Below are 25,605 nucleotides of genomic sequence, written 5' to 3'. Positions count from 1 at the left end.
CTTGTTCAGATGGAGGGTTGTGTGAGCACAGCAATCGACCGGCCCGCGACCACGTATTCGTCCTGCGTCGGTTCGCCCTCGTGGGCAGGCAGTCCGCCGGGGGTGCGGGTGTCGAAACGGGGCACCCAGGACGGGCCGTGATGGTCGGGCAACGTGAAGGTGATGGGGTCTTGCTGTGCGTTGATCAGGATCAGCACCGAATCGGCCTTCTGCGTGTCGTCGCCGCCCGCACTCGGCGACGCCTTCCAGCCGCACACCAGGGCCGCGACCGCGCGCAGCGCCGGTTGCTCCCAGTCGTGCTGGCGCATTTCGACGCCCTCCGGCGTCAGCCAGGTGAGGTCCTTGTGACCGTCTTCGTCGAGCCGGCCGGTGAAGAAAGTGGTGCGGCGCAACGCCGGCTGGCTGCGGCGGAAGGCCGTCAGGCGGGCGACGAAATCGCACAAGTGCTGGGAAGAGGGCGTCGTCGTCCAGTCGAACCAGCTGATCGGGTTGTCCTGGCAGTAGGCGTTGTTGTTGCCACGCTGGGTCCGGCCCAACTCGTCACCGCCGAGCAACAGCGGGGTGCCTTGCGACAGCAGCAGGGTCAGCAGCAGATTGCGCTTCTGGCGTTCGCGCAGCGCCAGCACCAGTTCGTCGTCGGTGTCGCCCTCGGCACCGCGGTTCCAGCTGCGGTTGTGGTTTTCGCCGTCGCGGTTGTCCTCGCCGTTGGCTTCGTTGTGCTTGTGGTTGTAGCTGACCAGGTCTTGCAACGTGAAGCCGTCGTGCACGGTGACCAGGTTGACGCTGTCGGTCGGGCAGCGCCGGCTGTGCTGGTAGATGTCGCTGGAGCCGCACAAGCGTTTCGACAGCTCCGCCAAATGGCCTTCCTGGCCGCTCCAGAAGCCGCGCACGGTGTCGCGGTAACGCCCGTTCCACTCGGCCCAGCCGGCCGGGAAGCCGCCCACCTGGTAGCCGCCTTCGCCCAGGTCCCACGGCTCGGCAATCAGCTTCACATGCGACAGCACGGGGTCTTGCGCGATCGCGGCAAAGAAGCTCGCGTGCGGGTCGAAGCCGCTGTTGCCGCGGCCCAGCGCCGACGCGAGGTCGAAGCGGAAGCCGTCGACGTGCATCTGCGTGACCCAATAGCGCAGGCTGTCCATGATCAGGCGCACCACCGCCTGGTGGCGGGTGTTGACGGTGTTGCCGCAGCCGGTGTAGTCGACGTAGAGCCGCTTGTCGTCCTCTTTGAGGCGGTAGTAGGTGGGGTTGTCGATGCCTTTCAACGACAAGGTCGGGCCGAGATGGTGGCCTTCGGCCGTGTGGTTGTAGACCACGTCGAGGATCACCTCGATGCCATTGGCATGCAGCGTCTTGACCATCTGCTTGAACTCGTCGATGGTCTTGCTCGCGCTGTAGCGCATCTCGGGGGCGAAGAAGCCGATGCTGTTGTAGCCCCAGTAGTTGCGCAGCCCCAGCTTCACCAGCCGCTCGTCGTCGATGAAGGCGTGCACCGGCAACAGTTCCACCGCGGTCACACCGAGCCGTTTCAGGTGCGCGATGGCCGGGGGCGACGCCAGACCGGCATAAGTGCCGCGCAGTTCCGGCGGCACCTCGGGGTGCTGTTGCGTAAAGCCCTTGACGTGCACCTCGTAGATCAGGGTGTCCGACCAGGGCGTGTGCAGCAGCGCGTCGTCGCCCCAGTCGAAGTGTTCGTCGACCACCTGGCACTTGGGGCAAAGGGCGGCGTTGTCCTCGGTGTTGGTGACCTCGGCCGCGCCGGCGGCGGCATCGACCTCGTGGCTGTAGTGGGCCGACGACCAGCGCAGTTCGCCGACGATGGCGCGGGCATAGGGGTCGAGCAGCAGCTTGTGCGGATTGCAGCGCAAACCTTGCTCGGGTGCATAGGGGCCGTGGACGCGAAAGCCGTACAGCGCGCCGGGCGCCAGGTCCGGCACATAGCCGTACCAGACGTTGTGGCGGTGGTGGAGCAGCTCGATACGCCGGGTTTCAGGCTGGTCGAGTGCGTCGAACAAGCACAGTTCGACCTGTTCGGCCACGCTCGAATACAACGCGAAGTTGACGCCCTTGCCATCCCAAGAGGCGCCGAGTGGATAAGGACGTCCTGAACGGACCCTGTGTTTCGTCATCTAGTCCCCTGAATTGGAAGTGCTGGGATGCGCTGCCGGCCGACACCACGGCGAGAGGAGCAGCGTGGGTTCGCGGATGCATCGACGAACTTCCAATTCACGATACCAGCATGCCACCCCCGGTTCTGGTGACGGTGTCAGCCCCGACCCGCTCGGTCGCCAGGTCAGCCCAGCACCGTGGCGCGTTCACGTACGGCCGCGGGTGCCGAGCCCCGCTCGAAATAGCATTTGGGCACCACCACGATGCCGCCCTCGCTGACATGGAAACGCTGGCGGTCTTTTTCGAGGTCGTAGCCGATGCTCTCGCCGGGCGGGATGAAGTTGTCCTGGTCGATGATGGCGCGTCGCACCCGGGCGCCGCGGCTGACCACCGTGCGTTCCATCAGGATGCAATGTTCCAGCTTGGCGTCCTGCTCCACACGCACCGAGCGCCGCAGCATCGCGTGGTCGAGATACGCACCGTCGATGATGCTGCCGGAGCCGATGGTCGAGTGGTTGATGAAGCCGCGTTCGATCTGGGCCGACTCGGCCTGGTCGGGGCTTGCATAGATCGGCCACTGGGCGTTGGTCATGCGGAATTTGGGCGTGGCGCCCAGGGTGTCGAAGTGGGCGTCGAAGTAGGCGTCGATGGTGCCGACGTCGCGCCAATAGCCTTGTTCCTCGTACGACTGCGTGCCCGGGATCACGTTGGTGTCGAAGTCGTAGGCGAACAAGCGGTGCGACTTCAGCATGCGCGGGAGCAGATGCTTGCCGAAGTCGCTCTCGCCGCTGTCGTGGGCGCGCTGCAGTTCGCGCTTGAGCACCTCGGCGTTGAAGATGTAGTTGCCCATCGACGCGAGGGCATGGCCGGGGCGGTTCGGCATCGACTTCGCGCTCTTGGGCTTTTCCTGGAACTCGCGGATGCGATGCTGGGCGTCGATGTCGACGATGCCGAACGACGAGGCTTGTTCCAGCGGCACCGGCAGCGTCGCGACCGAGACGTCGGCCTGGCTGTCCAGGTGGAACTTGATCATCTGGCGCACGTCCATGCGGTAGATGTGATCGGCGCCGAACACGGCCACCAAATCGGGTTGCAAGGTCTCCATCAGGTGCAGGTTCTGGTAGACCGCGTCGGCGGTGCCCTGGAACCACTGCGGGCCGTTGCGCATCTGCGGCGGGACCACGGTGACGAAGTGCTGAGGGATGAAACGTGTCATCGTCCAGGACTGGCGCACATGCTCGATCAGCGATTGCGACTTGTACTGGACCAACAAATAGATCGAATAGATCTCGGAATTGACCAGGTTGCTCAGGACGAAGTCGACGATGCGGTGTTTGCCGTTGAAGGGGACGGACGGCTTGCAGCGGTCGACCGTGAGCGGGTGCAGGCGCGAGCCTTCGCCCCCCGCCATCACAAAGGCAAGAACGTTCTTACCAGCGATCATGAAGTACTCCCTATCTGCAGAGGTTGAATATCGTGTCGGGCTCGCGGCTTCCCCTGGAACGGCGAGACCACGACCTGTTAGATGACACGGCCGAGATACGGCCGCGGCAGTGCACAGGAGCGTTGGCGAAACGTGGCAGAATGGGACAACTTCACATCCTTACCATCCTGCTTGAGAGCCCAGCGGGCCCCGGGATTCGAGACCCGTCCGTTCCCTCCCGGCAACGGACGCTTGCATCGGTTCACGCCTCGCTACGTGCCGATGCAAGCGCAAGCGGTGTGCCTATATCCCGCGGGCCTCTGCGGCCCGTTGTGCCATGCGGCGGCGCAGCAATCACCTTCAAGCCTGCCCTGTTTCACCACTCACTCTTACCGGTGATTCCGCAAAGGCTGCGGGGTCGCTGCGGGTACGTGGATTGCGAGAACCGTGGCAGCAATGCGATCCCGACCGCGGGGCGGGCGCCAGAAGGAGCAGGGCATGAACACGGAACGTGAGGTCGAGGAGCGACTGGTCCGCATCGGCAGCATCATCGACCAGGCAGCCGACGTCTGCGAAGCCGACCCATCGGTGCCGCAAGAGGTGAAGGACTGCGTGCGACAACTCGACGAGGAGTCGGACGAAGCCAAATATGAATATCTGCTGGAAAACGACCGCTATGCGATCGGCGACCATTTGAGCGACCTCGAAGACCTGATCAACGAGGCGCGTCAGGCCTGTGAACGCAGCGAAGGGGTCAACCCGGCACTGGGCAATGCCATCGCCGAGGCCGGTCGGGAGGTCGGCGAGTTGCGCCAGCGACTGCACTGAACGGTCGGTCGCCCGGACCTCACGGGGCCGGGGCTGGTGCCGCCGCAACTTCTACAGGGCGGTTCCAGTAATGCTTACGGCGGCCGCCTGACAGGCCGGGTGCTACGTCCCCGGCGGCCCCCTGTGCGAGCCATAGGACATGGCTCAGCGCCTCGTTTTTCCAGCCAGCGCACCATCGCGGTATGGAATTTGCATGTTTCGTTGGTGGTCCCGCCCGCTATGAACCAGTCTTCCCCTCCAACGACGTCTCCCCATGCAAGCTCCCACGCTCCAGTGAGCGTGCTGGTGGTCGATGACAACCGAGACTCCGCCGAAAGCCTCGCCTTGCTGTTGAGCATGGGAGGGTATTCGGTACGCGTCGCCTACGACGGCCGTGAAGGGCTGGAAGCGGCCAGCGAACTCCGGCCCACCGTGATGTTGCTCGACATCGGGCTGCCGCAGCTGAGCGGCTACGAGGTCGCGCGTGAACTCGGCCGCCGTGGCGACCGCCCGCCCTTGCTGATCGCGATGACGGCCTTCTGCTCGGAGACCGACAAGCGCGAGGCGCAACGTGCGGGCTTCCACCACCACCTCGCCAAGCCCGTCGACTTGGCAGCCCTGCAGAACCTCCTCAAGACCGTCACACCGGTCGGCATGCCGCCGGCGGCCGACGGCGGCTCGCAGCGCACCGGCGGCTCGCCGCTGATCGCCTACTGAATCTGCCGCCCGGACGGGTCCCGCACCTCAGTCGGCGCGGTCCACCTGCAGCCCCAGCGCGCGCAAAGGCGCCACCGCTGCCTCGTCCGCCTGCGTCGACACCAGCAATGACGTCAGCGCCGTCACCGGGGCAATGCAATAGGCAGAGGCGCGGCCGAGCTTGTCGCTCGACGCCAGCGCCACGGTTTCGGCCGCCTGGGCCATCAGGGCGCGTTTGATGTAGGCCTCTTCCAGATCACCAGTGCTCAGGCCGGCCTCGGCGTGCAAGCCGGTGATGCCCATCAGGTAGAGATCGGCACGGATGCGCCCGATGGCCTCCACCGCCGCGGCGCCGACACTGACCATCGAGTGCTTGTACAGACGCCCGCCGATCAACACCACCTCGATCTCCGGCTGCTCGGCCAGCTCGGCGGCGATGATCGGACTGTGGGTGACGATGGTGGCGCGCAGCCCCGCTGGCAGGTGCCGCACGAGTTGTTGTGTGGTCGTGCCACCGTCGACGAACACGAGCTGCCCGGGACGTATCAGTCGCGCCGCCGCACGGCCCAGTGCGATTTTTTCAGTGGCGCACAGGTGTTCGCGCACGTTCAGCGTGGCGACGGCGGGCGAGGCGGGCAGGGCGCCGCCGTGCACCCGCTGCAGCAGGCCGGCACGCGCCAGCTCACGCAAGTCGCGTCGGATCGTGTCTTCCGACAGGCCCAGCTCCTGGCCGAGCGTCTTGGCGACGACCCGGCCGTCGCGCTTCAGCACGGCGAGGATGTGTTGTTTACGTTGCTCGGTCAGCATCGCGCGAGTATGCCGCAAGTCGTAAAGTGTCTGCACGAAGTTGCACGAATTGAACCGCTGGTAGCGGCGTAATCGCGAAGTCAGGCCAGAGGTGATTGCACGAACTTGCACGAATAGCCTTGACGTTTCACGAATGCGTCGGATAGCCTCACCGCTTTTCAAGCGAAAGGAAGGCCATGAGCATCGCCGAGCGAGTGAGGGTGACGGACGTTCAACTGCTGTCGGACGACTGGTACGTGCTGAAGAAAACGCACTTCGAATGGCAGCGCCGGGACGGCCGGTGGCAGTCGATGGCCCGCGAGACCTACGACCGCGGCAACGGCGCCACGCTGCTGCTGCACGACGTGGCGCGCGGCACGGTGGTCCTGACCCGTCAGTTCCGCTTCCCGGCCTTCGTCAACGGCCACGATGATCTGATGATCGAGGCGGCCGCCGGGCTGCTCGACGACGCCAGCCCCGAGGAACGCATCCGTGCCGAGGTCGAGGAAGAAACGGGCTACCGGATCGGGCCGGTGCGCAAGGTGTTCGAGGCCTACATGAGCCCCGGGTCGGTCACCGAGAAGCTGCACTTCTTCGTCGCGCCGTACACCGCCGCGTTGCGCGTGGGCGAAGGCGGCGGCATGGAAGACGAAGGCGAGGACATCGAAGTCCTGGAACTGCCCTTGCGGGAGGCGCTGGCCATGATCGAGCGCGGCGACATCGTGGACGGCAAGACCATCATGCTGCTGCAGTACGCCGCGCTGCACCTGGCCGGTTGAGTCGAACGAGACGGCGGCAACCGGCGGCCCGGTCACGCCGGCACCGTGCTCAGAAGCCGAGCCGCTCGCCCGCGCCCAGCAGGGTGGCGACGCCGAGCACCGCAAACACCAGCGCCGCGACGGCATGGATGGCACGCACCGGCAGGCGGTGCGCGATGCGGTCGCCCAGGTACACGGCGGGCACGTTCGCCAGCATCATGCCGAGGGTGGTGCCGGCGACCACGGCTCCCATGGCCTGGTACTGCGCCGCGAGCGCGATCGTCGCGACCTGCGTCTTGTCGCCCATCTCGGCCAGGAAAAACGTCAAAAAGGTGGTGACGAACACGCCGTGTCGCGCCAGCTGCGTGTCGCTTTCGTCGAGCCGGTCGGGCACCAGGGTCCAGGCGGCCATCGCGAGAAACGACAGCCCGAGGCCCCAGCGCAGCGTGCGCGGGCCCAGCACCGAGGTGATCCAGGCGCCGAGCGCGCCGGCGGCCGCGTGGTTGAGCAGGGTGGCCGCGAGGATGCCCAGCACGATGGGCACGGGGCGGCGGAATTTGGCGGCGAGGAGGAAGGCCAGCAACTGGGTCTTGTCGCCGACTTCGGCCAACGCGACGACGCCGGTCGAAACGAGAAAAGCTTGCATCTGAAGTCCGGGGCCGGCGTGACACGAATGACTGCACCGCCTCCCGGCCCGTGCCGAGGCGATGCAGTCAAAGGTCTCGCAAAGTCCGGGACCGCTTGCGCCATGCTCGTCACGAGCAAGTCTGTTGACGCAAGCCCCTCTCGACCGGTGGAAGGAGGGACGCTACTCCCCAATGACGGGCGCAAGTGTATCCGACGCCTTCCACCGCGCGCTCATCGTCAGAGCGGGCGCCACAAGGTGGCCGACACCTCCGGCGTCCAGCCCGCACCGGCCCAGGCGGTGTGGCCCTGCACGCAGCGGTAGTTGCGTCCCTTGTAGCTGACGACCTGGCCGGCCGTGTAGCTGACGCCTTCCTTCCAGGCCGACACCTGGCCAGGCGGCGTGGGCGGCGGCGGGGGCGGAGGGGTGGGCCCCGAGGGCGGGGGGGCCGGCGGCGGGGGAGGAGGAGGCGGCGGCGGGGGCGGCGGATTGCCCGGCGGCAGTTCGGTGTCGAGCTGGAAGCGCACGCCGCTGTCGGCGGTCAGGGCGTAGACCTGCAGCGTGGTGTCGCCGTTGGGCACCACGACGTTGCCGTTTTGCAGTTCACCCACCCGCACATGGGCGGAGCGTTGGTTCACGACGCGGGCGAGCTGTGCGAGCCACTGGGCGGCGCCGGTCGAGCCGGAGGCCACCGTGTAGCTGTGCGTCTCGAGGTCGCCGCCGTCGCGTCCGAACACGCGCAGCTTGACCACCGCGTTGACCGGCAGGGTGCGCCGCGCGACCACTTCGCCCAGCTGCTGCAGATTGGTCGGCGGTGGCGTGCCGCTGTCGCCGCCGAAGTTGACGTCGGAGCAGGAATAGAAGGCCTCGGGGCTGTCGCCGCGCTGCCAGACGGCATACAGCACATGGCGGCCGGAGCGCTGCGGCAGCTGCAGCCGCATCACGTATTTCTTGTCGCCGGTGAGCTGCACCTGGCTGCCCGGCACCTCGGCCACCAGGTCGAGGTCACCCCAGCGCAACGGCCGCGCGCCTGGCTGGAAGCCGGCGCGGGTCAGGTAGAAGCGCCAGTACTGCGACCGGTGGGGCGCGGTGGCGTTGTAGCGGAACTCGTAGCGGCCGTCAGAGCCCGGGGCCCAGGAGGTGGCGCGCCAGTCGTTGCGCGCCAGGTCGAAGCCCTTGAACTCCTCGCCGCCGCCGGCGCACAGCGTGCCGTCCGGCACCACCGCCTGATGGTTGCCGTTGGCGTTGCCTTGCCGCACGCCGTTCCAGTCGTAGATGGCTTGTTCGCCGCCGAAGGCGATCGCCGCCTGGCAGGCCGGCTGGTTGCGGTCCTTGTTGCAGCTGTACTGGCGGCTGAGGGGGTATTCGGGCGCGCCGTGCGCGTGAGCGGCTGGCGCGGCGAAGGCGAATGACAGCAGGGTCGCGGCCGCTTGGGCCACTGGCGACATTGCCATCCTCCTAATCGGTGTCATGGCGTTCCTTTCGAACTTGTTTGTGATGACTCAGGACGAGCGAAAGCCAGCGGCGACGCTTGCGCGCAGTCGACACTTTCGCGTCCCGTCCAGTGCCTGTTCGCAGGCCCTGGTCGTCGCTTCGACGTGTGCGGGACGGGGCGAGGGTAGGCCGGGCTATTCCCGGGTGCTTGTGGAACCGGTAAACGACGTAGCGGCACGTGAGTGGGCTGTCGTCCCTTTTTGCTCCTGAGCGTTGGCCGCGCCGACCAGCTGGGACAGGTCTTGCACCCAGACGCGATACGCCTCGGCGCGGGCCGGCTCCGGCATGCGCAACAAGGCGGCCAGGTGCCAGGTGACCAGCACCCGCCGCCCGTCGGCTCGTGTGTGCCACTGCCCGCGCTGCGCCTGCACCGACACCCGCTGGCCCAGCAGGGCTTGCGCAGCGGTCGCGCCGAGCGCGACCAGCGACGGCGCTGTGACCTCGCGCAGCTCGTGTTCCAGCCAGCCGGCGCAAGCGGCCAGTTCGCGCTGGCCGGGCGTCTTGTGTAGGCGCCGCTTGCCGCGCAGCTCGTAGCGGAAGTGCTTGACGGCGTTGGTGAGGTACAGCTGGCGCCGGTCCAGCCCCACGTCGGCCAGCGCGCGGTCGAGCAGTCGCCCGGCCGGACCGACGAAGGGCCGGCCCTGCAGGTCTTCCAGGTCACCGGGCTGCTCGCCCACCAACACCGCCTGCGCGGTGGCCGGCCCTTCACCCCAGACGGTTTGTGTCGCGTGCCGGGCATGCGGGCAGGCCAGGCAGGCGGCCGCGGCGGTGCTGCTCGACCCGCCGGCCGGCACGACGGCCGGGAGCGCAGGGCGCTGCCGTCGCGGCTCGCTCGGCGTTTGCTCCACCATTTGCTCCGCCCGGTGCTGGGCGGCCGCGGCCAGCGGCGCAATCAACCGCGCTTCCGGCAGGTTGGGCCAGTAGCGGCGCGGCATCTCGCCCTGCATCGCTGCCAGCTTGAGGCGTGCCGGATTGAAGATGTGCTCGTAGTAGGTGAGCCAGAGCGACTCGTGCGCGTCGGCGGCCACCACGTCGTCACGGCGCGCCCCGGCCCCGAAGTGCAAGCTTTCGCCGTCCCACCGCACGCTGCGATCGGGGGTCACGATGGCCCAGTGCATCGTCGTGAAGCGCCGCATGAAAAACGGCGCCGCCGCGGCCACGATGTGGTGGCTGGGCTCGAACCAGGCGACGAAGCGCGGGCCCAGCGTGGTCGCCCGTTCGGTGAAGCGCACGAAAGCCTTCATCTTGTGCAGGTCGCGCCGCACCTGCTGCCCCAGCGCCCGGGCGGCCAGCATGTCGGGATCGAGCACGTCGTGACGCAGCTCGGGCTCACGGACGAGCCGCCACAGCAGCCGGTACATCAGTGCGTGGCGCCCGGCATCGCGGTGCAGCAGCGCGCGTTCGGCCAGGGTCACGAACCCGGCCGGCACCCGCACCGGGGCGGGGTCGCCGACGGGTGGGGAGGGCAGTGGCAAGGCCGGAAACAGGCCGTCGATCAGGCCTACGCTCGCTTCGCCACGCACCTGCCAGTGCACCGCGTCCGGCGGGCAGCCTTCGGCCAGCAGCGCCCGGGCGGCGGCTCGCCAGCCCTCGACATCGGCCGCATGGGCGAGTTCGATCTGCCGCTCGTCGGGCCACTTCCGTGCTGCGCGCCGCAAGGCGGGGCCGATGGCGCGGCCGGGCGAGGAATGGTCAGCCCGCATCGTCAACTCCCCGCGTCAAAAAGCGACGCCTGTCGCAGCGCGGGGCGCAGCCGCGCCGCCAGCGCCCCGGCATCGAGGTCGCTCGCGGGACGGTGGTCTGCCAGCACGACGAAGGGCAGCACCTTCGCGACCGGCACCCGCAGGCGCGCCAGGTCGACGGCCCGCAGCTGCCGCACACGGCGGCTCGCCAGCAGCCGCTCGACCGCCTTCACGCCCAGGCCCGGCACCCGCAACAGCAGTTCGCGCGGGGCGCGGTTCAGGTCGACCGGGAAACGTTCCCGGTGTTGCAGGGCCCAGGCCAGCTTGGGGTCGACGTCGAGCGCGAGCATGCCGTCCGCGCCGCCGGCGATCTCGTCGGCCGCGAAGCCGTAGAAGCGCATCAACCAGTCGGCCTGGTAGAGCCGGTGTTCGCGCGCCAGGGGTGGCGCTCGCACCGGCAGCTGGCGCGAGGCGTCGGGGATCGGGCTGAAGGCCGAGTAATAGACACGGCCCAGCCCGTAGGAACCGTACATGGCGCTGCTGGTCTCGAGGATGGTGCGGTCGTCGGCGCTGTCAGCGCCGACGATGATCTGCGTGCTCTGACTGCGGGCGAACGGGGGCGCCGCCGCCGGCCTGGGTGCGAGCCCAGGCCCGGAGCGGGGTGCCGGCGGCGCGGCTTGGGCCTTCGCATCGTCGATCAAGAGACGCAAGCGGGCCATCGAGCGGCGAATGCCACTCGCGTTCTTCTCGGGCGCCAGGGTCTGCATGCCCTCCGGCGTGGGCAGTTCGAGGTTGATGCTCAACCGGTCGGCGTAGCGCCCGGCGCGGGCGAGCAACTCCGGGCTGGCATCGGGAATGGTTTTGAGGTGGATGTAGCCGCGGAAGTCGTGTTCCTCCCGCAGCACGCGGGCCACCTCCACCACCTGCTCCATCGTGTAGTCGGGGCTGCGCACGATGCCGGAGCTGAGGAACAGGCCTTCGATGTAGTTGCGGCGGTAGAAATCGAGCGTCAGCTGCACCACCTCGGCGACGGAAAAGCGCGCCCGGGGCACGTTGCTGCTGACGCGGTTGACGCAATACAGGCAGTCGTAGACGCAGAAGTTGGTCAGCAGGACCTTGAGCAGCGAGATGCAGCGGCCGTCGGGCGCATAGCTGTGGCAGATGCCGCTGCCCTCGGTCGAGCCGATGCCACGGCCGTCGACCGAGTTGCGCGCGGCCGCTGCGCTGGAGGCGCACGAGGCGTCGTACTTGGCCGCGTCGGCGAGGACGGCGAGCTTGCGGTGCAAATTCATCGGGTCTCCGGAGCGCCGCCCGGCGGCCCCGAGGCGGGCGAGGGGGGGCAACGAGGGCAAATAACTGTATAAATGTACAGTGGTTTGCGTGGCCCGGCCATCCCCTCTGCCGGACCCGGGCATGTTGTCCAGATGAAACCGTTTCCATCCCCCAGAAGGCCGATTCCGTGATGTCGCCTGTTTGACATACCAGTCGGATACCACTTGAACGAGGTCTCGATCCTGGCGAAAGCGCCAGGATTGGGCCGACGCGACGGATGCAACTGGAATCAGCTTGCTCAGTCTTGTTGCAAGAAACATCAGCCAGGAACACGTGGACGAGCAGAATTCGCAGCGATCCACCCACTAAGTCCCGTTAAAAGGGGAGACAGATGCGAATCTTGAAAATCTGGCTGGTCAGTCTGCTGACCAGCCTGTGCAGCTTTGTTGTGCCCGCACAGGCCGCCGACTACACGCAGGGCGTGTCGGTCGATGGCACCACCGCCACGCTCTGGTTTCAGTCCAGTGTTAATACCAGTTGGGTGGACGCGCACTACCAGGTGAATGGCGGCGGGCAGCAAAACGTCCGGATGAACGCCGCGGGCGCTGCGGGGCGTTTCGAGCATCGGGTGACGGTCAAAGCGGGTGACTCGCTGGGCTACTTCTTCACCTACAACAACGGCAACCCCGCCTACGACACCCCGCGATTCACGCACACCGTGGGACAAGGGTCCACCCCGCCCCCGCCCGACGGCGGCACCGGGGCGATGAGCGTGCAGCTGGTCAACGGCACCAACGGGCAGCACGCTGACAGCCAGATCTACTGGGCCATCATCGGCTACCACCCCGTCACCCGCGTGCTGTCGTACGTCGACCGGTCCGGGCGTCTGGTGCCGGCCTCGGTGGGCGACAACGACGCGCCGAACCGGTTGGTCAAGAACGGCCAGAACTACGCGAACTACTTCTACCGCCTGAGCGAAGCGGGCACCGTGCCGCTGCCGCAGATCGATTCGGGCCGCATGTTCATCAGCATCGGCACGCCGATGTACATCAAGATCAACCAGGCGGGTGATGGCCGGCTCGGCTTCGCCGGCCCCGACCTCGGCAACCCGACCGATCCCAACCAGGACGTGTATTTCGAGTGGGTCGAGTTCACCCTCGACCGCTACGGCTATCACGGCAACACCACCCGCGTCGACCAGTTCGGCTTCCCGTTGCGCACCCGCTTGATCGGCCGCGACGGCTATGACCGCACGCTCGGCGAAACCGCCTCGCGGGCCCAGATCTTCGCCAACTTCGAAGCCCAGATGCCGGCGGAATTCCGGCCGCTGGTGTCGCGTCCGTGGCGTATCGTCGCGCCGGGCAAGGGGCCGTTCGGGCCGGGGCGGGCGCAATCGCGCTATTTCGACGGTTATGTCGACCAAGTCTGGCGCCACTACAGCCAGCAGGACCTGGTGTTCACCGCTGAAGCCGGCACCTTCCGCGGCCGCGTGATCGGCAACGACTTCGTGTTCTCGAAGGACGGCGGGCCGGCCAACCTGTACATCCGCGGCAAGCCGACCACCCAGGCCATCCTGGAAGGTTCCGGCAATCTCGCGACCGGCAACCCGCAGGAACTGGTGGTGCAGGCACAGATCACCGCGGCCTTCAATCGCCATCTGCTGATGTCGGTCGACCCGGCCCGCTGGAGCGACGCCGCGGCCTACTACCCGCAGGGGCCCGCCAACTACTACGCCAAGTTCTGGCACGACCACAGCATCGATGGCCTCGCCTACGGCTTCTGCTACGACGACGTGCGCGGCCACAGCAGCCTGCAGGAACACCCGAACCCGCAAAAGCTGATCGTTACCGTCGGCTGGTAAGCACACCAGGGCCCGAGCCGGCACCCCAGCGGGTGCCCGGCGACACGCGGCCCTTCATCTTCGTTTCTGACCGCCCGTCCTGCGCGCGTCGCTGCTTCAGTGCGGCCCGTGCACGGCATCGCACAGCCCGCGGGACTCCCGCAGCCCCTGTTCCATCCCTAGACCTTGAAGGAACCGCACATGAACGCTTTGAGAATGACAGCCATCACCGTTTCGCTCGCCAGCATGTGGGCGCAGGTGCAGGCTGCCGGCCAGCAGCCCTCGGCGCCCATCCGCTACGCAGACGACGTGTTGTTGGCGCAGGCCGCAGCCGCACCCGCCTGGAAGGAAGGCGCGACCTACACGGCAGGCCAGTCGGTGAGCTATGGCGGCCGCACCTATGTCGCGCTGGTCACGCACACGGCCTGGGCCGGCACCAACTGGAACCCGGCCGACACGCCTTCGCTGTGGCGCGTGACGAGCGGCAGTGCCCCAGCCCCGACGCCGGCGCCCACCCCGGCCCCAACACCCGCACCGACCCCGGCACCGACCCCTGCGCCAACGCCGGCCCCCACGCCGGCCCCGACCCCGGCGCCCACGCCCGCCCCGACTCCCGGCGACAAGCTGACCCTGCCCGAAGCCGTCAAGGCGGTGCAGAACAAGCGCGTCTACGTCGGCTACTACCCGAGCTGGAGCGACGCCTGGTTCGACGCCAACGGCAAGAGCGCCAACGAGGTGTTCAAGGCCAGCAAGTTCGCGCGCATCCCGGGCACCTACACCCACGTGATGGCGTCGTTCGGCGACCCCAACTTCTCGTGGGCCGGCCTGGCGGCCAACAGCTGGTCGGGCACCGGCATCAACTTCACTGCCACGCCGCGTGACATCAAGGCCGCGGTCAACGTGCTGCACCAGCGCAACATCAAGGTGATCCTGGCGGTGGGCGGCGCGACCTACCACAACTGGGACGCTCTGGCAGCCGACGGCCGCCGCGGCAGCGGCCCGATCATCGATGCGCTGGCCCGCTTCCTGGTCGACATGGGCTTCGACGGCCTCGACGTCGACTATGAGGTCGACGCCAACGTCGAGCGTTATGCCTACGCGATCAAGGCCATGCGCCACGCGGTCGACAAGGCGGGCGGCGGACGTGTGCTCGCCTCGGCGACTTGGTCGACCGGTGCCGACTGCACGGCGGCCACCAGCACCCACCCCGATTGCAACGGCAAGGTGTCGTTCTGGGGCGGCAGCGCCGGCCGCGAGCGTCAGCTGATGATGCAGTACCCGAACATCGCCAAGATGCTCGACATGGTCAACATCATGAGCTACGACGCGCGCTACGAGAACTACGACGGCGTGACCGCGTACAACGAGTACCGCAAGCTGTGGCCGTCCAAGACCATCGTCTCGATGGGCCTCGAAACTCCGCCCGAAGGCTGGGCCGGCGGCATCCTGGTGGTGAACAACGCCGACGCGCAATGCGAAGGCTCGCGCAACCTGAAGAACCAGTACGGCGCCAGCATCAACCAGCCGTACTCGGTCGAGCGCTACCTCGGCGCCGTGCTCGCCAACCACCCGAACCGCAACCCGCGCGACGGCGCGATGCTGTGGTCGATCCTGAAGCAGGCCAACGGCAACTGCGGCAGCGCGCCGGTGGCCAGCCCGGGCTCGATCGGCAAGCGCATCCAGTCCTCGTTCGGCTTGCCGCAAGACCCGGCGCTGCAATCGCCCGAGTGGCGTTGACGCCCGGCCCCCGCGACGGGGGCTGAGCGGGGCCGGTCCAGCGGGCCGCCCCGCAAGGTTAGGTGCTGTCCGCGGCCGTCGGCCCGGACAGCCCGCTTTTCTCATCCTCCTCTCCCTTCCTCCTCATCCTCACGACCAGGAGCGACGATGCGACAGAGTCTTGTCCACCACCACACCCGACTACCCTTGGCGCTCGCCTTCACGGCCAGCTGGCTCGCCGCCTGCGGCGGCAGCGACGGCGGCGGCACCGCCGCGCCGCAGGCCTCTGCCACCAGCAACCTCGAGCATGCGCGCGCCGCGCACGCGCGCTATCAAGGCGGCCCGCAGCAGCGCCTCGCCCCACAACTCAGTGCCGCACCCGCCCCGGCCCCGGAGTGGGCCGAAGGCGTGACCTACAACACCGGCGCGCTGGTCAGCTACGAGGGCACCTTGTATGAGGCCCTGGTCGGCCACACGGCCTGGGCCGGCACCAACTGGAACCCGGCCGACACGCCCTCGCTGTGGCGCGCGGTGGGCGACGCGCCAGCCCCCGGGCCGGCGCCCACGCCCGCACCGCCGCCTCCGCCGCCTGCACCGACCCCGGCGCCGACGCCCGCCCCGACGCCAGCACCCACGCCAGCACCCACGCCAGCGCCAACACCCGCTCCCACCCCGGCGCCGGCGCCCACGCCTACCCCCGATGGCACCCCCGTGTCACGCCACGGCCAACTCAAGGTCTGCGGCACCCAGCTGTGCAACAGCTCGGGCCAGCCGGTGCAACTGCGCGGCATGAGCACGCACGGGCTGCAGTGGTATGGCCAGTGCGTCACGGACGGTTCGCTCGACGCGCTGGCCAAGGACTGGCGCGCCGACGTGATCCGCATCTCGATGTACGTCCAGGAGGGCGGCTACGAGACCGATCCGGAAGGTTTCACCGAACGGGTCGGCCGTGTCATCGAAGAAGCCACCGAGCGCGGCATGTATGCCATCGTCGACTGGCACATGCTCGACCCGGGCGATCCGAACTACAACCTCGACCGGGCCCGCACCTTCTTCACGCAGATCGCGCAGAAGTACGGACGCCAGCCCAACCTGCTGTACGAGATCGCCAACGAGCCGAGCGGCACGCCGTGGAACCGCATCCGCAGCTACGCGAACGAGTTGATCCCCGTGATCCGCGCCGTCGACCCCGAGGCACCGGTCATCGTCGGCACCCCGGCCTGGTCGTCGCTGGGGGTCTCGGAGGGCAGCAGTGCACAGGAGATCATCGACTCGCCGGTGAGCGCGGGCAACGTGCTCTACACCTTCCACTTCTACGCTGCGTCGCACCAGCAGGAATACCGCGACGAGTTGGCCCGCGCGTCGCAACGCCTGCCCATCTTCGTGACCGAGTTCGGCACCCAGCAAGCCACCGGTGACGGCGGCAACGACTTCGGCAGCGCGCAGGCCTACATGGACCTGCTCAACAGCCGCAAGATCAGCTGGGTCAACTGGAACTACTCCGACGACTTCCGCTCCGGCGCGGTCTGGAAGGAGGGCACCTGTTCGAGCGGCGACTGGAGCGCGTCGAACCTGAAACCCGCTGGCCAGTGGGTGCGCGATCAGATGCGCCAGCCGCGCTGACGAGAGCAGGAAGGGCGACGATGAGGCGGCACGCTGGACGTGCGCTACATCGTCGCCTCACGCTCGCGCTGGTCTAGCAGAAGCAGCGCGAGCGAGTTGACCGTGCAACGGGTGCCGACGCCCGTTTGTCGGCGCCGCTCGGCGCCGTGTCGCACGACGTGCGAGCCGCTTACGGGCATCACACGGAGTTACCGCGTTCGAGGCCTCTCGACGTTTTTTGCGGAACCGTTCCCAACGACACTAAACGGCGTTTCAACACACGAAGCAATCCGCCATGCAAGTAGAGGTGAGTCAGATGTTCAGAAAGTTCGATTCGACCGGCGCGGCGCGCCCCGTGCGTTTGACCGGTATCGCCATCGCGATGAGCGTGTGGCTCGCCGCCTGTGGTGGTGGCGATGGTGGTGACGGCGGCGGGGCGTCGGCCGCCGATGTGTCCGCGGAGGTCTCCGTCGACGATGACGCACAGGCCTCGGGAGGCGAGGGCCACGGCGCGCTCGAAACCGCCGCTGCGGCCCCCGTGGCGCCGCAGTTCCGCCTCCAGGAGCAAGCCAATGGCGAGTGCCTCAATGGCGGGGCCAGACCCGGCGCCACGCAAGGCGGCCTGTCGCGCAGCGACTGCGCCGGCACGGTGGCCCGCCAAGGTTTCGCGCTGCAGGCGGTGAGCGGCGACGCCAATGCCGTGACCTTGCAGCACGGGGCCAGCGGCCTGTGCATCGACATCCAAGGCGCGAGCCGCTCGAGCGGCGCGCGTGCCCTGCTGTGGAACTGCCACGGCAAACCCAACCAGCAGTTCACGCGTCGAGACGTCGGCAACGGCAACTACCAGCTGGTGGCGCGCCACAGCGGCCTCTGTCTCGATGTGGTCGACGGCGCCCGCGTTGAACAGCGCAGCTGCGACAGCAGCCAGCAGCGGCGCAGCCAGTTGTTCAAGTTCCCCTCGCTCACGACCACGCCCCCCACGACCGGCACCCCGGTCGCACGCCACGGGCAGCTCAAGGTTTGCGGCACCCAGCTGTGCAACAGCTCGGGCCAGCCGGTGCAGCTGCGCGGCATGAGCACGCACGGGCTGCAGTGGTATGGCCAGTGCATCACCGACGGCTCGCTCGACGCGTTGGCCAAGGACTGGCAGGCCGACGTGATCCGCATCTCGATGTACATCCAGGAGGGCGGCTACGAGACCGACCCCGAGGGCTTCACGCGCCAGGTCGGCCGCATCATCGAAGAAGCCACCGAGCGCGGCATGTACGCCATCGTCGATTGGCACATGCTGACCCCGGGCGACCCCAACTACAACCTCGACCGGGCCCGCACCTTCTTCACGCAGATCGCACAGAAGTACGGACGCCAGACCAACCTGCTGTACGAGATCGCCAATGAGCCGAGCGGCACGCCGTGGAGCCGCATCCGCAGCTACGCCAACGAGTTGATCCCCGTGATCCGCGCCGTCGACCCCGAAACGCCGGTCATCGTCGGCACGCCGGGCTGGTCATCGCTGGGGGTGTCCGAAGGCGGTGGGGCGCAGGAGATCATCGACTCGCCGGTGAGCGCGGGTAACGTGCTCTACACCTTCCACTTCTATGCCGCGTCGCACCATCAGGCCTATCGTGACGAGCTGCTGCGCGCGTCGCAACGCCTGCCCATCTTCGTGACCGAGTTCGGCACACAGGAGTACACCGGCGACGGCGGCAACGACTTCGGCAGCTCGCAGGCCTACATGGACCTGCTCAACAGCCGCAAGATCAGCTGGGTCAACTGGAACTACTCCGACGACCACCGCTCCGGCGCCGTCTGGAAGCAGGGCACCTGTGCCAGCGGCAACTGGAGTGCGTCGAACCTGAAGCCCGCCGGTGTGTGGGTGCGTGACCAGATGCGCAAGCCGCGCTGAGGAGCAGGCGATGAGGAGCCACGCAACCCATGATGTGAGAGGCGCTTCATCGTCCTGGACGCTGGCCTTGGTGGCCGCCGCCTGCCTGTCGGCGTGCGGTGGCGGCGAGGGCGGCAGTGGGGCCGCCACGTCGGCTTCCACGGCCGATACCGGCGGCGAGCGTGCCGGCGCCGCAGCCGCGCCCGCGCCGGGTGTCTACCGGATCAAATCGGTGTTCTCTGGCCTGTGCCTCACGGTGCAGGGCGGTAGCACCGCCGACGGGGCGGGCATCCGGCAGGACCGCTGCGGCGATGCCGCCTCGCAACGCTTCGAGTTGCGCCAGGACGAAGGTGGCAGCCACCGCTTCGTCAACCAGGGCAGCGGCAAGTCGCTCGACATCCGCGAAGTCTCGACTGCCAACGGCGCGCTGCTCCAGCAATGGGCCGGCGCGCCGACCGACAACCAGCGTTTTGTCGTCCAGACCTCCGGCAACGGCGAGGCCATCCGCGCGCGCCATAGCGGCAAGTGTCTCGACGTCAAGGACTGGAATGCCAATGCCGGCGCCGAGATCCAGCAGTGGGACTGCGCCGGCAGCAGCAATCAGCAATGGCGCTTCGAAGCGGTGGCGGCCCCGTCGCCCGGCCCCGCACCCGGCTGGCGGATGGTCTGGCGCGACGAGTTCGACGGCAACGCCATCGACCGGTCCAAATGGGGCTTCGAGGTCAATGCCCAGGGCGGCGGCAACAACGAATGGCAGTACTACACCGACCGCCCCGAGAACGCCTGGGTGGCCAACGGTGTGTTGAACCTGCAGGCACGCCAGGAGCGCTATTGCGCCGCCGAAGGCTGCCGCGACTACACCTCGTCGCGCCTGCGCACGCTGGGCAAGGGCGACTGGCTGTATGGCCGCGTCGAAGTGCGCGCCAAGCTGCCGCGCGGGCAGGGCTTGTGGCCGGCGATCTGGATGCTGCCGACCGACTGGGTCTATGGCGGCTGGGCCGCCAGTGGTGAGATCGACATCATGGAAGCCGTCAATCCGGCAGCCAGTGGCGGCAACACCATCTACGGCTCGATCCACTACGGCAACCCGTGGCCGGGCAACCAGCACAAGACCGTGGGCTACAACCCGCCGTCGAGCGTCACCGACAACTTCCACACCTACACCATCGAGTGGGAGCCGGGGCAGATCCGCTGGTATGTCGACAACGTGCACTACGCGACGCAGACCGAGTGGTGGTCGAGCGGGGGCGCCTTCCCGGCACCGTTCGATCGGCGCTTCCATTTGATCCTGAATGTCGCCGTCGGCGGCAACTGGCCCGGCGGCACCAACGCCGAGACCCGCTTCCCGCAGAAGATGGAAGTGGACTTCGTGCGCGTGTACCAGAAGACGGGCGGCTGACACCAGCATCCCCCGCGAACGGACGGTGCTCCGCCCGCTCGTCAGCTTCTCTTCAGGTCCGGCGGGTGCAATCCGCCCGTCGCTTGCGCCCGTGTGGCGCAGCGACACCACCGGGGTGGGCCGGCGGTTCGGGTGACATGAACCGATCGGCACGCCTCGCGTTTTAACCATATCCAGAGACGCCATGCAGGGAGAGGTGAGCCAGATGTTGTGGAAGTTCGATCAACGCAAGCCGGTCGCGCGCCGAGTGCAACTCACGGGGGTTGCCGTCGCGGTCGGGCTGCTCCTCGCCGCCTGCGGCGGCAGTGACGGCGGTGGCGGCGGTGGCGGCGAAAGCGCCGCGTCCGACCAGGCGGTGGAGCCGTCGAACCAGGGCAGCGTGCGGGCGCTGGCGGCCAACGGCCGCGCGATCGCGCTGGCGGTCGACGCGCCGATCTTCCGCATCCAGGAGCAGGCCAATGGCGAATGCCTGGAAGGCGCCACAAGCACCGGTGCGTCGCAAGGCGGCCTGACCCGGCGCGCCTGTTCCACCGCGTCGACCGCGCAGGGTTTCCACGTCCTGCCGGTGGCCGGTGCCGCCGCCAACGTGGTGACGCTGCAGCATGCGGCGAGCGGTTTGTGCGTGGATGTCCAGGGCGGCAGCAAATCGGCGGGCGCACGGGCGCTGCTGTGGACCTGTCACGGCATGACCAATCAGCAATTCGTCCGGCGCGCCGACAGCAACGGCAACCACCAACTGGTGGCGCGCCACAGCGGGTTGTGTCTCGACGTGATCGACAACAGCGCGGGCCCGCGGATCGAACAACGCAACTGCGACACCAGCAAGCAACGTCTCAGCCAGTTGTTCGAGTTTGCGCAGCTGACCGCGGCGCCAACGCCCGCGCCGGCGCCGACCCCCGCACCGACCCCCGCACCGACCCCCGCACCGACCCCCGCACCGACTCCGGCGCCCACCCCAGCACCCACCCCAGCACCCACCCCAGCACCGACACCAGCCCCCACTCCGGCACCGGCGCCTTCGCCTGCGGTCGAGGTGCAGTTCGCACCGACGCAGGCCGAGATCGCCAACCCCGAGCGCGGCTTCTACCGCTGGGCCTGGACCGACCTCGACAAGCTGAGTGCCAGCGACGCCGCCGACGCCTACGCCAAGGGCTTCCGCCTGGTGTACGGCACCGTGCGGCTGGACACCTGGCGCACCACGGCGCTACCGACCACGCTGCTCGACAACCTGGCCAAGAGTTTCGAGAACGCGCGGCGTGCCGGCATCAAGGTGGTCCCCCGCTTCGTCTACAACTATCCCGAGAGCGAAACCGAGTACCGCAACGCCAAGGACGCGACACTCGACCAAGTGCTCGCGCACATTGCCCAGCTCAAGCCGGTGCTGCGCGACAACGCCGACGTCGTCGCCTACCTGCAGGCCGGCTTCATCGGTGCCTGGGGCGAGTGGCACACCTCGTCCAACAACCTGACCAGCACCACCAGCCGCACCCGCATCCGCGATGCGCTGCTCGACGCGCTGCCCGGCGAGAAGTTCGTGCAGCTGCGCTACCCGGCGCATGTGATGAGCTGGTTCTCGAGCGCGCCGACCGAGGCGATTGCGCTGGGCGGCAGCGCCCAGTCGCGCATCGGCATGCACAACGACTGTTTCCTCGCCAGTGCCACCGATGTCGGCACCTACAGCGAAGACCCGGCGACGCGGCAGCGCGAGCGTGACTATGTGGCGGCCGTCAGCAAGGTCGCACCCTTCGGTGGCGAAACCTGCAACCCGCTGGACGAAGACGGCGCCGTGCCACGCACCAGCTGCGATGCGATCCTGAGCGAAGGCCGGCAGTTCTCGCTCAGCTATCTCAACGCCGAGTACTACACCGAGCAGTTCCACCAGCGCTGGAAGGCGCAGGGGTGTTATGCCGAGGTGCAGCGGTTGATGGGGTACCGGATCGAGCTGGTGTCGGCGGCGCACGCGGCCAATGTGGCCGGCGGCCAGTCGCTCGCCCTGCGCTTCAGCGTACGCAACATCGGCTGGGCCAGGCCGTACAACCCGCGCGCCGTCACGGTGGTGCTGCGTCACCGCGGCACCGGCCAGCAGGTGGCGCTGGCCGCCAACGGTGTCGATCCGCGCCGCTGGTTGCCGGGCGGGTCGTTCACGCACGATTTGCAGCTCACCGTGCCAACGGGCACACCGGCCGGCGAATACGACGTCTACCTGAGCCTGCCGGACGGCGCGGAACGTCTGAAGCGAGACGCCCGCTTTGCGATCCGGCCTGCCAATGCCGACCAGGCCGGCGCCGGCCAGGCGTGGGACGCTCAACTGGGCGCCTTCCGTTTCGGCAGCACGCTGACGGTTCAGTAAGAGGCGTCAGGGGCCGGCGACCGGCCCCGTCGTCATCCGCGCGGCGCGACTTCGGCCACCACGCTGGAGTCGCAGCCGCTGCCGGCCGAGATCAGCCGGCGCGCCGCGCGGGCCAGCATCGGCGCCGCCCAGCGTAAGGTGCGCGGCAGATGCCGCTCAGGCTGCGCCAGCAGTCCGCACCGGTAGCGCCCTTCGGCGTCGCTCCAGAACAGCGCGCTGCACCCGCCACGGCGCCGACCGCTGACCAGTTGCCCGGCCGGGCAGGGCTCGTCGGCGCAGCAAACGCCACAGCCGTTGCAGGCTCGGCCTTCAGCGGGTTTTGGAGGGGCGTCGGTACGCAAGTAGATGATGCGCTGCGGCATCCCGCCATCATGACGCCGGCGCGCCTGCCGTGATCGGCGGAAAAGCGGCCGCTTCAGCGCCCGCGCGTCCGACCTCGCGGTGCCGACCGCAGCCCGCAAGATGTCCACCGCCGCGGGCCTCCAGCAGGCCTTGCCGCGCGGACGGGCGCCCTGGCCGACCGTGCGGGCGGCTGCGATCCCGGGTATCGTTCCGGCTGGGCGTTTCGGCGCCGTCACGGTGACACGGTCTGCTCCCCGGCGGCTGCAGGCCGCCAGCAGGAGCAAGCCACTTGAAATCCGTCCTTCTGACCGGCTTCGAGCCGTTCGACCGCGAGACGGTCAACCCGTCCATCGAAGCCGTCCTGGCCGTCGAGGCCGCCGGCATCTGCGGGGTGCGCCTGGTGACCGCCGAGCTGCCGTGCGCCTTCGACACGTCAGCAGAGCAGATGCGCCGGCTGCTCGAACAGCATCGACCCGACTTGATCGTGGCCGTCGGGCAAGCCGGCGGGCGTACCGAGCTGACCCTCGAACGCGTCGCGATCAACCTGGACGATGCGCGCATCCCCGACAACGCCGGCGCACAGCCCATCGACCGGCCGGTGGTCGCCGGCGGCCCGGCCGCCTACTTCAGCAGCCTGCCACTCAAAGCCACGGTGCAGGCCTTGCGCAAGGGCGGCATTCCGGCTTCAGTCTCGTACACGGCCGGCACCTTTGTTTGCAATCACCTGTTCTATGCGCTGATGCACGAGGTGGCGACGTTGCAGCGCGTCTGCCGAGCCGGCTTCGTGCATGTCCCCTACCTGCCGGCGCAGGCTGCAGCCCACCCCGGGCAGCCGAGCATGGCCCTGGCCACCATGGTCGAAGGGCTGCGTCTGGTCGTGTCGACGGCGTTGAGCGTCGCGCAGGACACCCGGGAATCGGCGGGGCAGCTGCATTGAAAAGGCGAGGGCCACGCCCGCCAGATGAAAACGAGGCCCGCAGGCCTCCAACAAAAACGGGGCCTGCAGGCCCCGTGACTCAGGCAACGCCAGCCGCGTCTTATTCGTCGCGCCCGGCGCCGATGCCCAGCAGCATCAACAGCGACTGGAACACGTTGTACAGGCTCAGGTAGACGCCCAGCGTGGCGGTGATGTAGTTGGTTTCGTGGCCGTCTTGCACGCGCTTCAGGTCATACAGGATGAAGGCCGAGAAGATGCCAACGGCCAGCACCGACAGCGTGATCATCAGCGCACCCGACTGCAGGAACAGATTGGCGAGGCCGGCCACCAGCAGCATCACGGCACCGATGAAGAGCCACTTGCCCATCGCCGACAGGTCGCGCTTGATCACCGACGACAGCACCGCCATGCCCAGGAAGATCGTGCCGGTGCCGGCGAAAGCCGTCATCACCAGCCCGGCGCCGTTGGCCAGGCCGAGCACCGTGCCGACCAGGCGCGACAGCATCACACCCATGAAGAAGGTGAACGCCAGCAGCACCGGCACGCCGGCGGACGAATTCTTGGTCTTCTCGATCGCGAACATGAAGCCGAAGGCGCCGGCGAGGAAGATCACGGCGCTCATGCCGGCCCCCAGACCCATCGCCAGGCCGGTGCTCACGCCCAGCCAGGCGCCGAGCACGGTGGGCACCATCGACAGCGACAGCAGCCAATAGGTGTTGCGCAGAACCCGGTTGCGCTGCTCCGCAGAGACAACGCCGCCGGCCGTGTAAAGAGATTGGAATTGCGGATTCATAGCGGTTCTCCAGTTGGATACAGGGCGGCAGCACCGAGCGCGAGGCGCTGGGCCACCGGGTCACGCTGGACTGTAGAACGAGCAACACTTCGCGTAAATTCGAATTTACGCACGTTATATTTCAGTTTTCGCGAAGCGTCCCGAAGCAGCCAGGCCGTCGTCTCTACACCCAGTGTGAACCATCCGACATGAACTTCAAACACTTGCACTACTTCTGGGCGGCCGCCAAGGCCGGGGGTGTGGTCCGGGCCGGCGAGCAGTTGCACACCACACCGCAAACGCTGTCGGCCCAGATCAAGCTGCTCGAAGAACGGCTCGGTTGCGCGCTGTTCAAGAAGGTGGGGCGCCGGCTCGAGCTGACAGAGGCGGGGCGCATCGCACTCGGCTACGCCGACCAGATCTTCGCGCTCGGCGCCGAACTGGAAGTGGCACTCGAGCAGGCCCGCAGCGGCCAGCGGCGGCTCGACTTCCGTGTCGGCATCGCCGACTCGGTGCCCAAGTCCATCGCCTACCGGCTGCTGGAGCCGGCGATGGACCTGCCGCAGTCGGTGCGGCTGCTGTGCCACGAAGGCAAGTTCCAGGACTTGCTCGGCCAGATGGCCGTGCACCGCCTCGACATGGTGTTGGCCGACGAGCCGATGAGCAGCCAGTTCAGCGTCAAGGCCTTCAGCCACGCCCTGGGGCGCACGGCGATGAGTTTTTTCGCCGCACCGCAGCTGGTCCGCACGCTGCAGGGGGAGTTTCCGCGCAACCTCGAGGGCGCGCCGATGCTGCTGCAAGGTGCGGCGTCGGCGATGCGGCAGCGGTTCGAGTTCTGGTTGGCCCAGCACGGGCTGCGGCCGCGCACCATCGGGGAGTTCGACGATGCCGCCTTGATGAAGGCCTTCGGCGGCGAAGGCCGGGGCGTGTTCATGTCGCCGGCCGTGCTGGAAGCCGAGACCTGCGAGCAGTACGGCGTCGAGGTGCTGGGGCGCACGCCCGACCTGGTCGAGGAGTTCTATGCCGTGTCGGTCGAGCGGCGCATCACGCACCCCGGGGTGGCGGCGGTGACCCAGGCGGCACGCAACCGCCTGTTCAGCGCCTGAGGTGCGC

Annotated in this window: 20 protein-coding genes and 1 riboswitch; of the genes, 11 read left to right on the top strand and 9 right to left on the bottom strand. The window is 68.0% G+C overall.

The window, feature by feature from the left end; genetic code table 11:
• Nucleotides 1–5: 5 nt before the first annotated feature.
• Nucleotides 6–2,126: a glycogen debranching protein GlgX gene (gene glgX / locus AAW51_RS14115; RefSeq protein WP_047195118.1), complete on the bottom strand. Its 2,121-nt coding sequence runs from the start codon at nucleotides 2,124–2,126 to the stop codon at nucleotides 6–8.
• A 164-nt stretch (nucleotides 2,127–2,290) separates the two neighbouring features.
• Nucleotides 2,291–3,550: a glucose-1-phosphate adenylyltransferase gene (locus AAW51_RS14110; RefSeq protein ID WP_047195117.1), complete on the bottom strand. Its 1,260-nt coding sequence runs from the start codon at nucleotides 3,548–3,550 to the stop codon at nucleotides 2,291–2,293.
• Between the two features lie 477 nt (nucleotides 3,551–4,027).
• Between AAW51_RS14110 and AAW51_RS14105 the strand changes: the two genes are divergently transcribed.
• Nucleotides 4,028–4,357 carry a hypothetical protein gene (locus tag AAW51_RS14105; protein ID WP_047195116.1) on the top strand — a complete coding sequence of 110 codons (330 nt, stop codon included), beginning with the start codon at nucleotides 4,028–4,030 and terminating at the stop codon, nucleotides 4,355–4,357.
• 279 nt (nucleotides 4,358–4,636) lie between these two features.
• Nucleotides 4,637–5,053: a response regulator gene (locus AAW51_RS14100; protein ID WP_169788028.1), complete on the top strand. Its 417-nt coding sequence runs from the start codon at nucleotides 4,637–4,639 to the stop codon at nucleotides 5,051–5,053.
• 27 nt (nucleotides 5,054–5,080) lie between these two features.
• Here AAW51_RS14100 and AAW51_RS14095 read toward each other — a convergent pair whose 3' ends face one another.
• Nucleotides 5,081–5,839, bottom strand: a complete 759-nt coding sequence (locus AAW51_RS14095) for a DeoR/GlpR family DNA-binding transcription regulator (protein WP_047195114.1) — start codon at nucleotides 5,837–5,839, stop codon at nucleotides 5,081–5,083.
• A 176-nt stretch (nucleotides 5,840–6,015) separates the two neighbouring features.
• On the opposite strand from AAW51_RS14095, the gene AAW51_RS14090 reads away from it, so the two are divergent.
• The gene (locus tag AAW51_RS14090; RefSeq protein WP_047195113.1) at nucleotides 6,016–6,597 is read left to right on the top strand and encodes an NUDIX hydrolase; all 582 of its coding nucleotides are present in this window, start codon (nucleotides 6,016–6,018) and stop codon (nucleotides 6,595–6,597) included.
• Nucleotides 6,598–6,646: 49 nt separating this feature from the next.
• Here AAW51_RS14090 and AAW51_RS14085 read toward each other — a convergent pair whose 3' ends face one another.
• The 4 genes from AAW51_RS14085 to AAW51_RS14070 form a co-directional block, all read right to left on the bottom strand.
• Complete coding sequence (locus AAW51_RS14085; RefSeq protein WP_047195112.1) at nucleotides 6,647–7,222, bottom strand: TMEM165/GDT1 family protein; 576 nt, start codon at nucleotides 7,220–7,222, stop codon at nucleotides 6,647–6,649.
• Between the two features lie 3 nt (nucleotides 7,223–7,225).
• Nucleotides 7,226–7,405: riboswitch (yybP-ykoY riboswitch) on the bottom strand.
• Between the two features lie 35 nt (nucleotides 7,406–7,440).
• A complete protein-coding gene (locus AAW51_RS14080) occupies nucleotides 7,441–8,649 on the bottom strand; it encodes a lytic polysaccharide monooxygenase (RefSeq protein WP_053013571.1) in 1,209 nt (402 codons plus the stop codon).
• A 180-nt stretch (nucleotides 8,650–8,829) separates the two neighbouring features.
• Entirely contained in the window at nucleotides 8,830–10,398 is a 1,569-nt protein-coding gene (locus AAW51_RS14075) for a UdgX family uracil-DNA binding protein (RefSeq protein ID WP_083438294.1), read from the bottom strand.
• A 2-nt stretch (nucleotides 10,399–10,400) separates the two neighbouring features.
• On the bottom strand, nucleotides 10,401–11,669 hold the full coding sequence (locus tag AAW51_RS14070; RefSeq protein ID WP_047195110.1) for a putative DNA modification/repair radical SAM protein: 1,269 nt from the start codon (nucleotides 11,667–11,669) through the stop codon (nucleotides 10,401–10,403).
• Nucleotides 11,670–12,040: 371 nt separating this feature from the next.
• On the opposite strand from AAW51_RS14070, the gene AAW51_RS14065 reads away from it, so the two are divergent.
• From AAW51_RS14065 to AAW51_RS28150, 6 genes are all read left to right on the top strand, one after another.
• Nucleotides 12,041–13,510, top strand: coding sequence for a glycoside hydrolase family 64 protein (locus AAW51_RS14065; RefSeq protein WP_083438293.1), 1,470 nt, complete (start codon nucleotides 12,041–12,043; stop codon nucleotides 13,508–13,510).
• Nucleotides 13,511–13,690: 180 nt separating this feature from the next.
• Nucleotides 13,691–15,226 carry a glycosyl hydrolase family 18 protein gene (locus AAW51_RS14060; RefSeq protein ID WP_157359887.1) on the top strand — a complete coding sequence of 512 codons (1,536 nt, stop codon included), beginning with the start codon at nucleotides 13,691–13,693 and terminating at the stop codon, nucleotides 15,224–15,226.
• Between the two features lie 147 nt (nucleotides 15,227–15,373).
• Entirely contained in the window at nucleotides 15,374–16,828 is a 1,455-nt protein-coding gene (locus AAW51_RS14055) for a cellulase family glycosylhydrolase (RefSeq protein WP_083438291.1), read from the top strand.
• Between the two features lie 295 nt (nucleotides 16,829–17,123).
• The gene (locus AAW51_RS28160) at nucleotides 17,124–18,713 is read left to right on the top strand and encodes a cellulase family glycosylhydrolase (RefSeq protein ID WP_053013568.1); all 1,590 of its coding nucleotides are present in this window, start codon (nucleotides 17,124–17,126) and stop codon (nucleotides 18,711–18,713) included.
• 10 nt (nucleotides 18,714–18,723) lie between these two features.
• Nucleotides 18,724–20,091: an RICIN domain-containing protein gene (locus tag AAW51_RS28155; RefSeq protein WP_083438290.1), complete on the top strand. Its 1,368-nt coding sequence runs from the start codon at nucleotides 18,724–18,726 to the stop codon at nucleotides 20,089–20,091.
• A 205-nt stretch (nucleotides 20,092–20,296) separates the two neighbouring features.
• The gene (locus tag AAW51_RS28150) at nucleotides 20,297–22,441 is read left to right on the top strand and encodes a DUF4832 domain-containing protein (RefSeq protein ID WP_238947911.1); all 2,145 of its coding nucleotides are present in this window, start codon (nucleotides 20,297–20,299) and stop codon (nucleotides 22,439–22,441) included.
• A 32-nt stretch (nucleotides 22,442–22,473) separates the two neighbouring features.
• Here AAW51_RS28150 and AAW51_RS14035 read toward each other — a convergent pair whose 3' ends face one another.
• Nucleotides 22,474–22,803, bottom strand: coding sequence for a hypothetical protein (locus AAW51_RS14035; protein WP_047195108.1), 330 nt, complete (start codon nucleotides 22,801–22,803; stop codon nucleotides 22,474–22,476).
• A 269-nt stretch (nucleotides 22,804–23,072) separates the two neighbouring features.
• Between AAW51_RS14035 and pcp the strand changes: the two genes are divergently transcribed.
• Entirely contained in the window at nucleotides 23,073–23,720 is a 648-nt protein-coding gene (pcp, locus tag AAW51_RS14030) for a pyroglutamyl-peptidase I (protein ID WP_047195107.1), read from the top strand.
• 100 nt (nucleotides 23,721–23,820) lie between these two features.
• On the opposite strand, the gene AAW51_RS14025 is transcribed toward pcp, so the two are convergent.
• Nucleotides 23,821–24,513, bottom strand: coding sequence for a Bax inhibitor-1 family protein (locus AAW51_RS14025; RefSeq protein WP_047195106.1), 693 nt, complete (start codon nucleotides 24,511–24,513; stop codon nucleotides 23,821–23,823).
• A 188-nt stretch (nucleotides 24,514–24,701) separates the two neighbouring features.
• On the opposite strand from AAW51_RS14025, the gene nhaR reads away from it, so the two are divergent.
• On the top strand, nucleotides 24,702–25,598 hold the full coding sequence (gene nhaR / locus AAW51_RS14020) for a transcriptional activator NhaR (RefSeq protein ID WP_047195105.1): 897 nt from the start codon (nucleotides 24,702–24,704) through the stop codon (nucleotides 25,596–25,598).
• Nucleotides 25,599–25,605: the final 7 nt, after the last annotated feature.

Origin of the sequence: Caldimonas brevitalea (assembly GCF_001017435.1) — a bacterium.
GTDB classification, from domain to species: domain Bacteria; phylum Pseudomonadota; class Gammaproteobacteria; order Burkholderiales; family Burkholderiaceae_C; genus Caldimonas; species Caldimonas brevitalea.
This window is presented reverse-complemented; position numbering and strand designations above follow the sequence as displayed.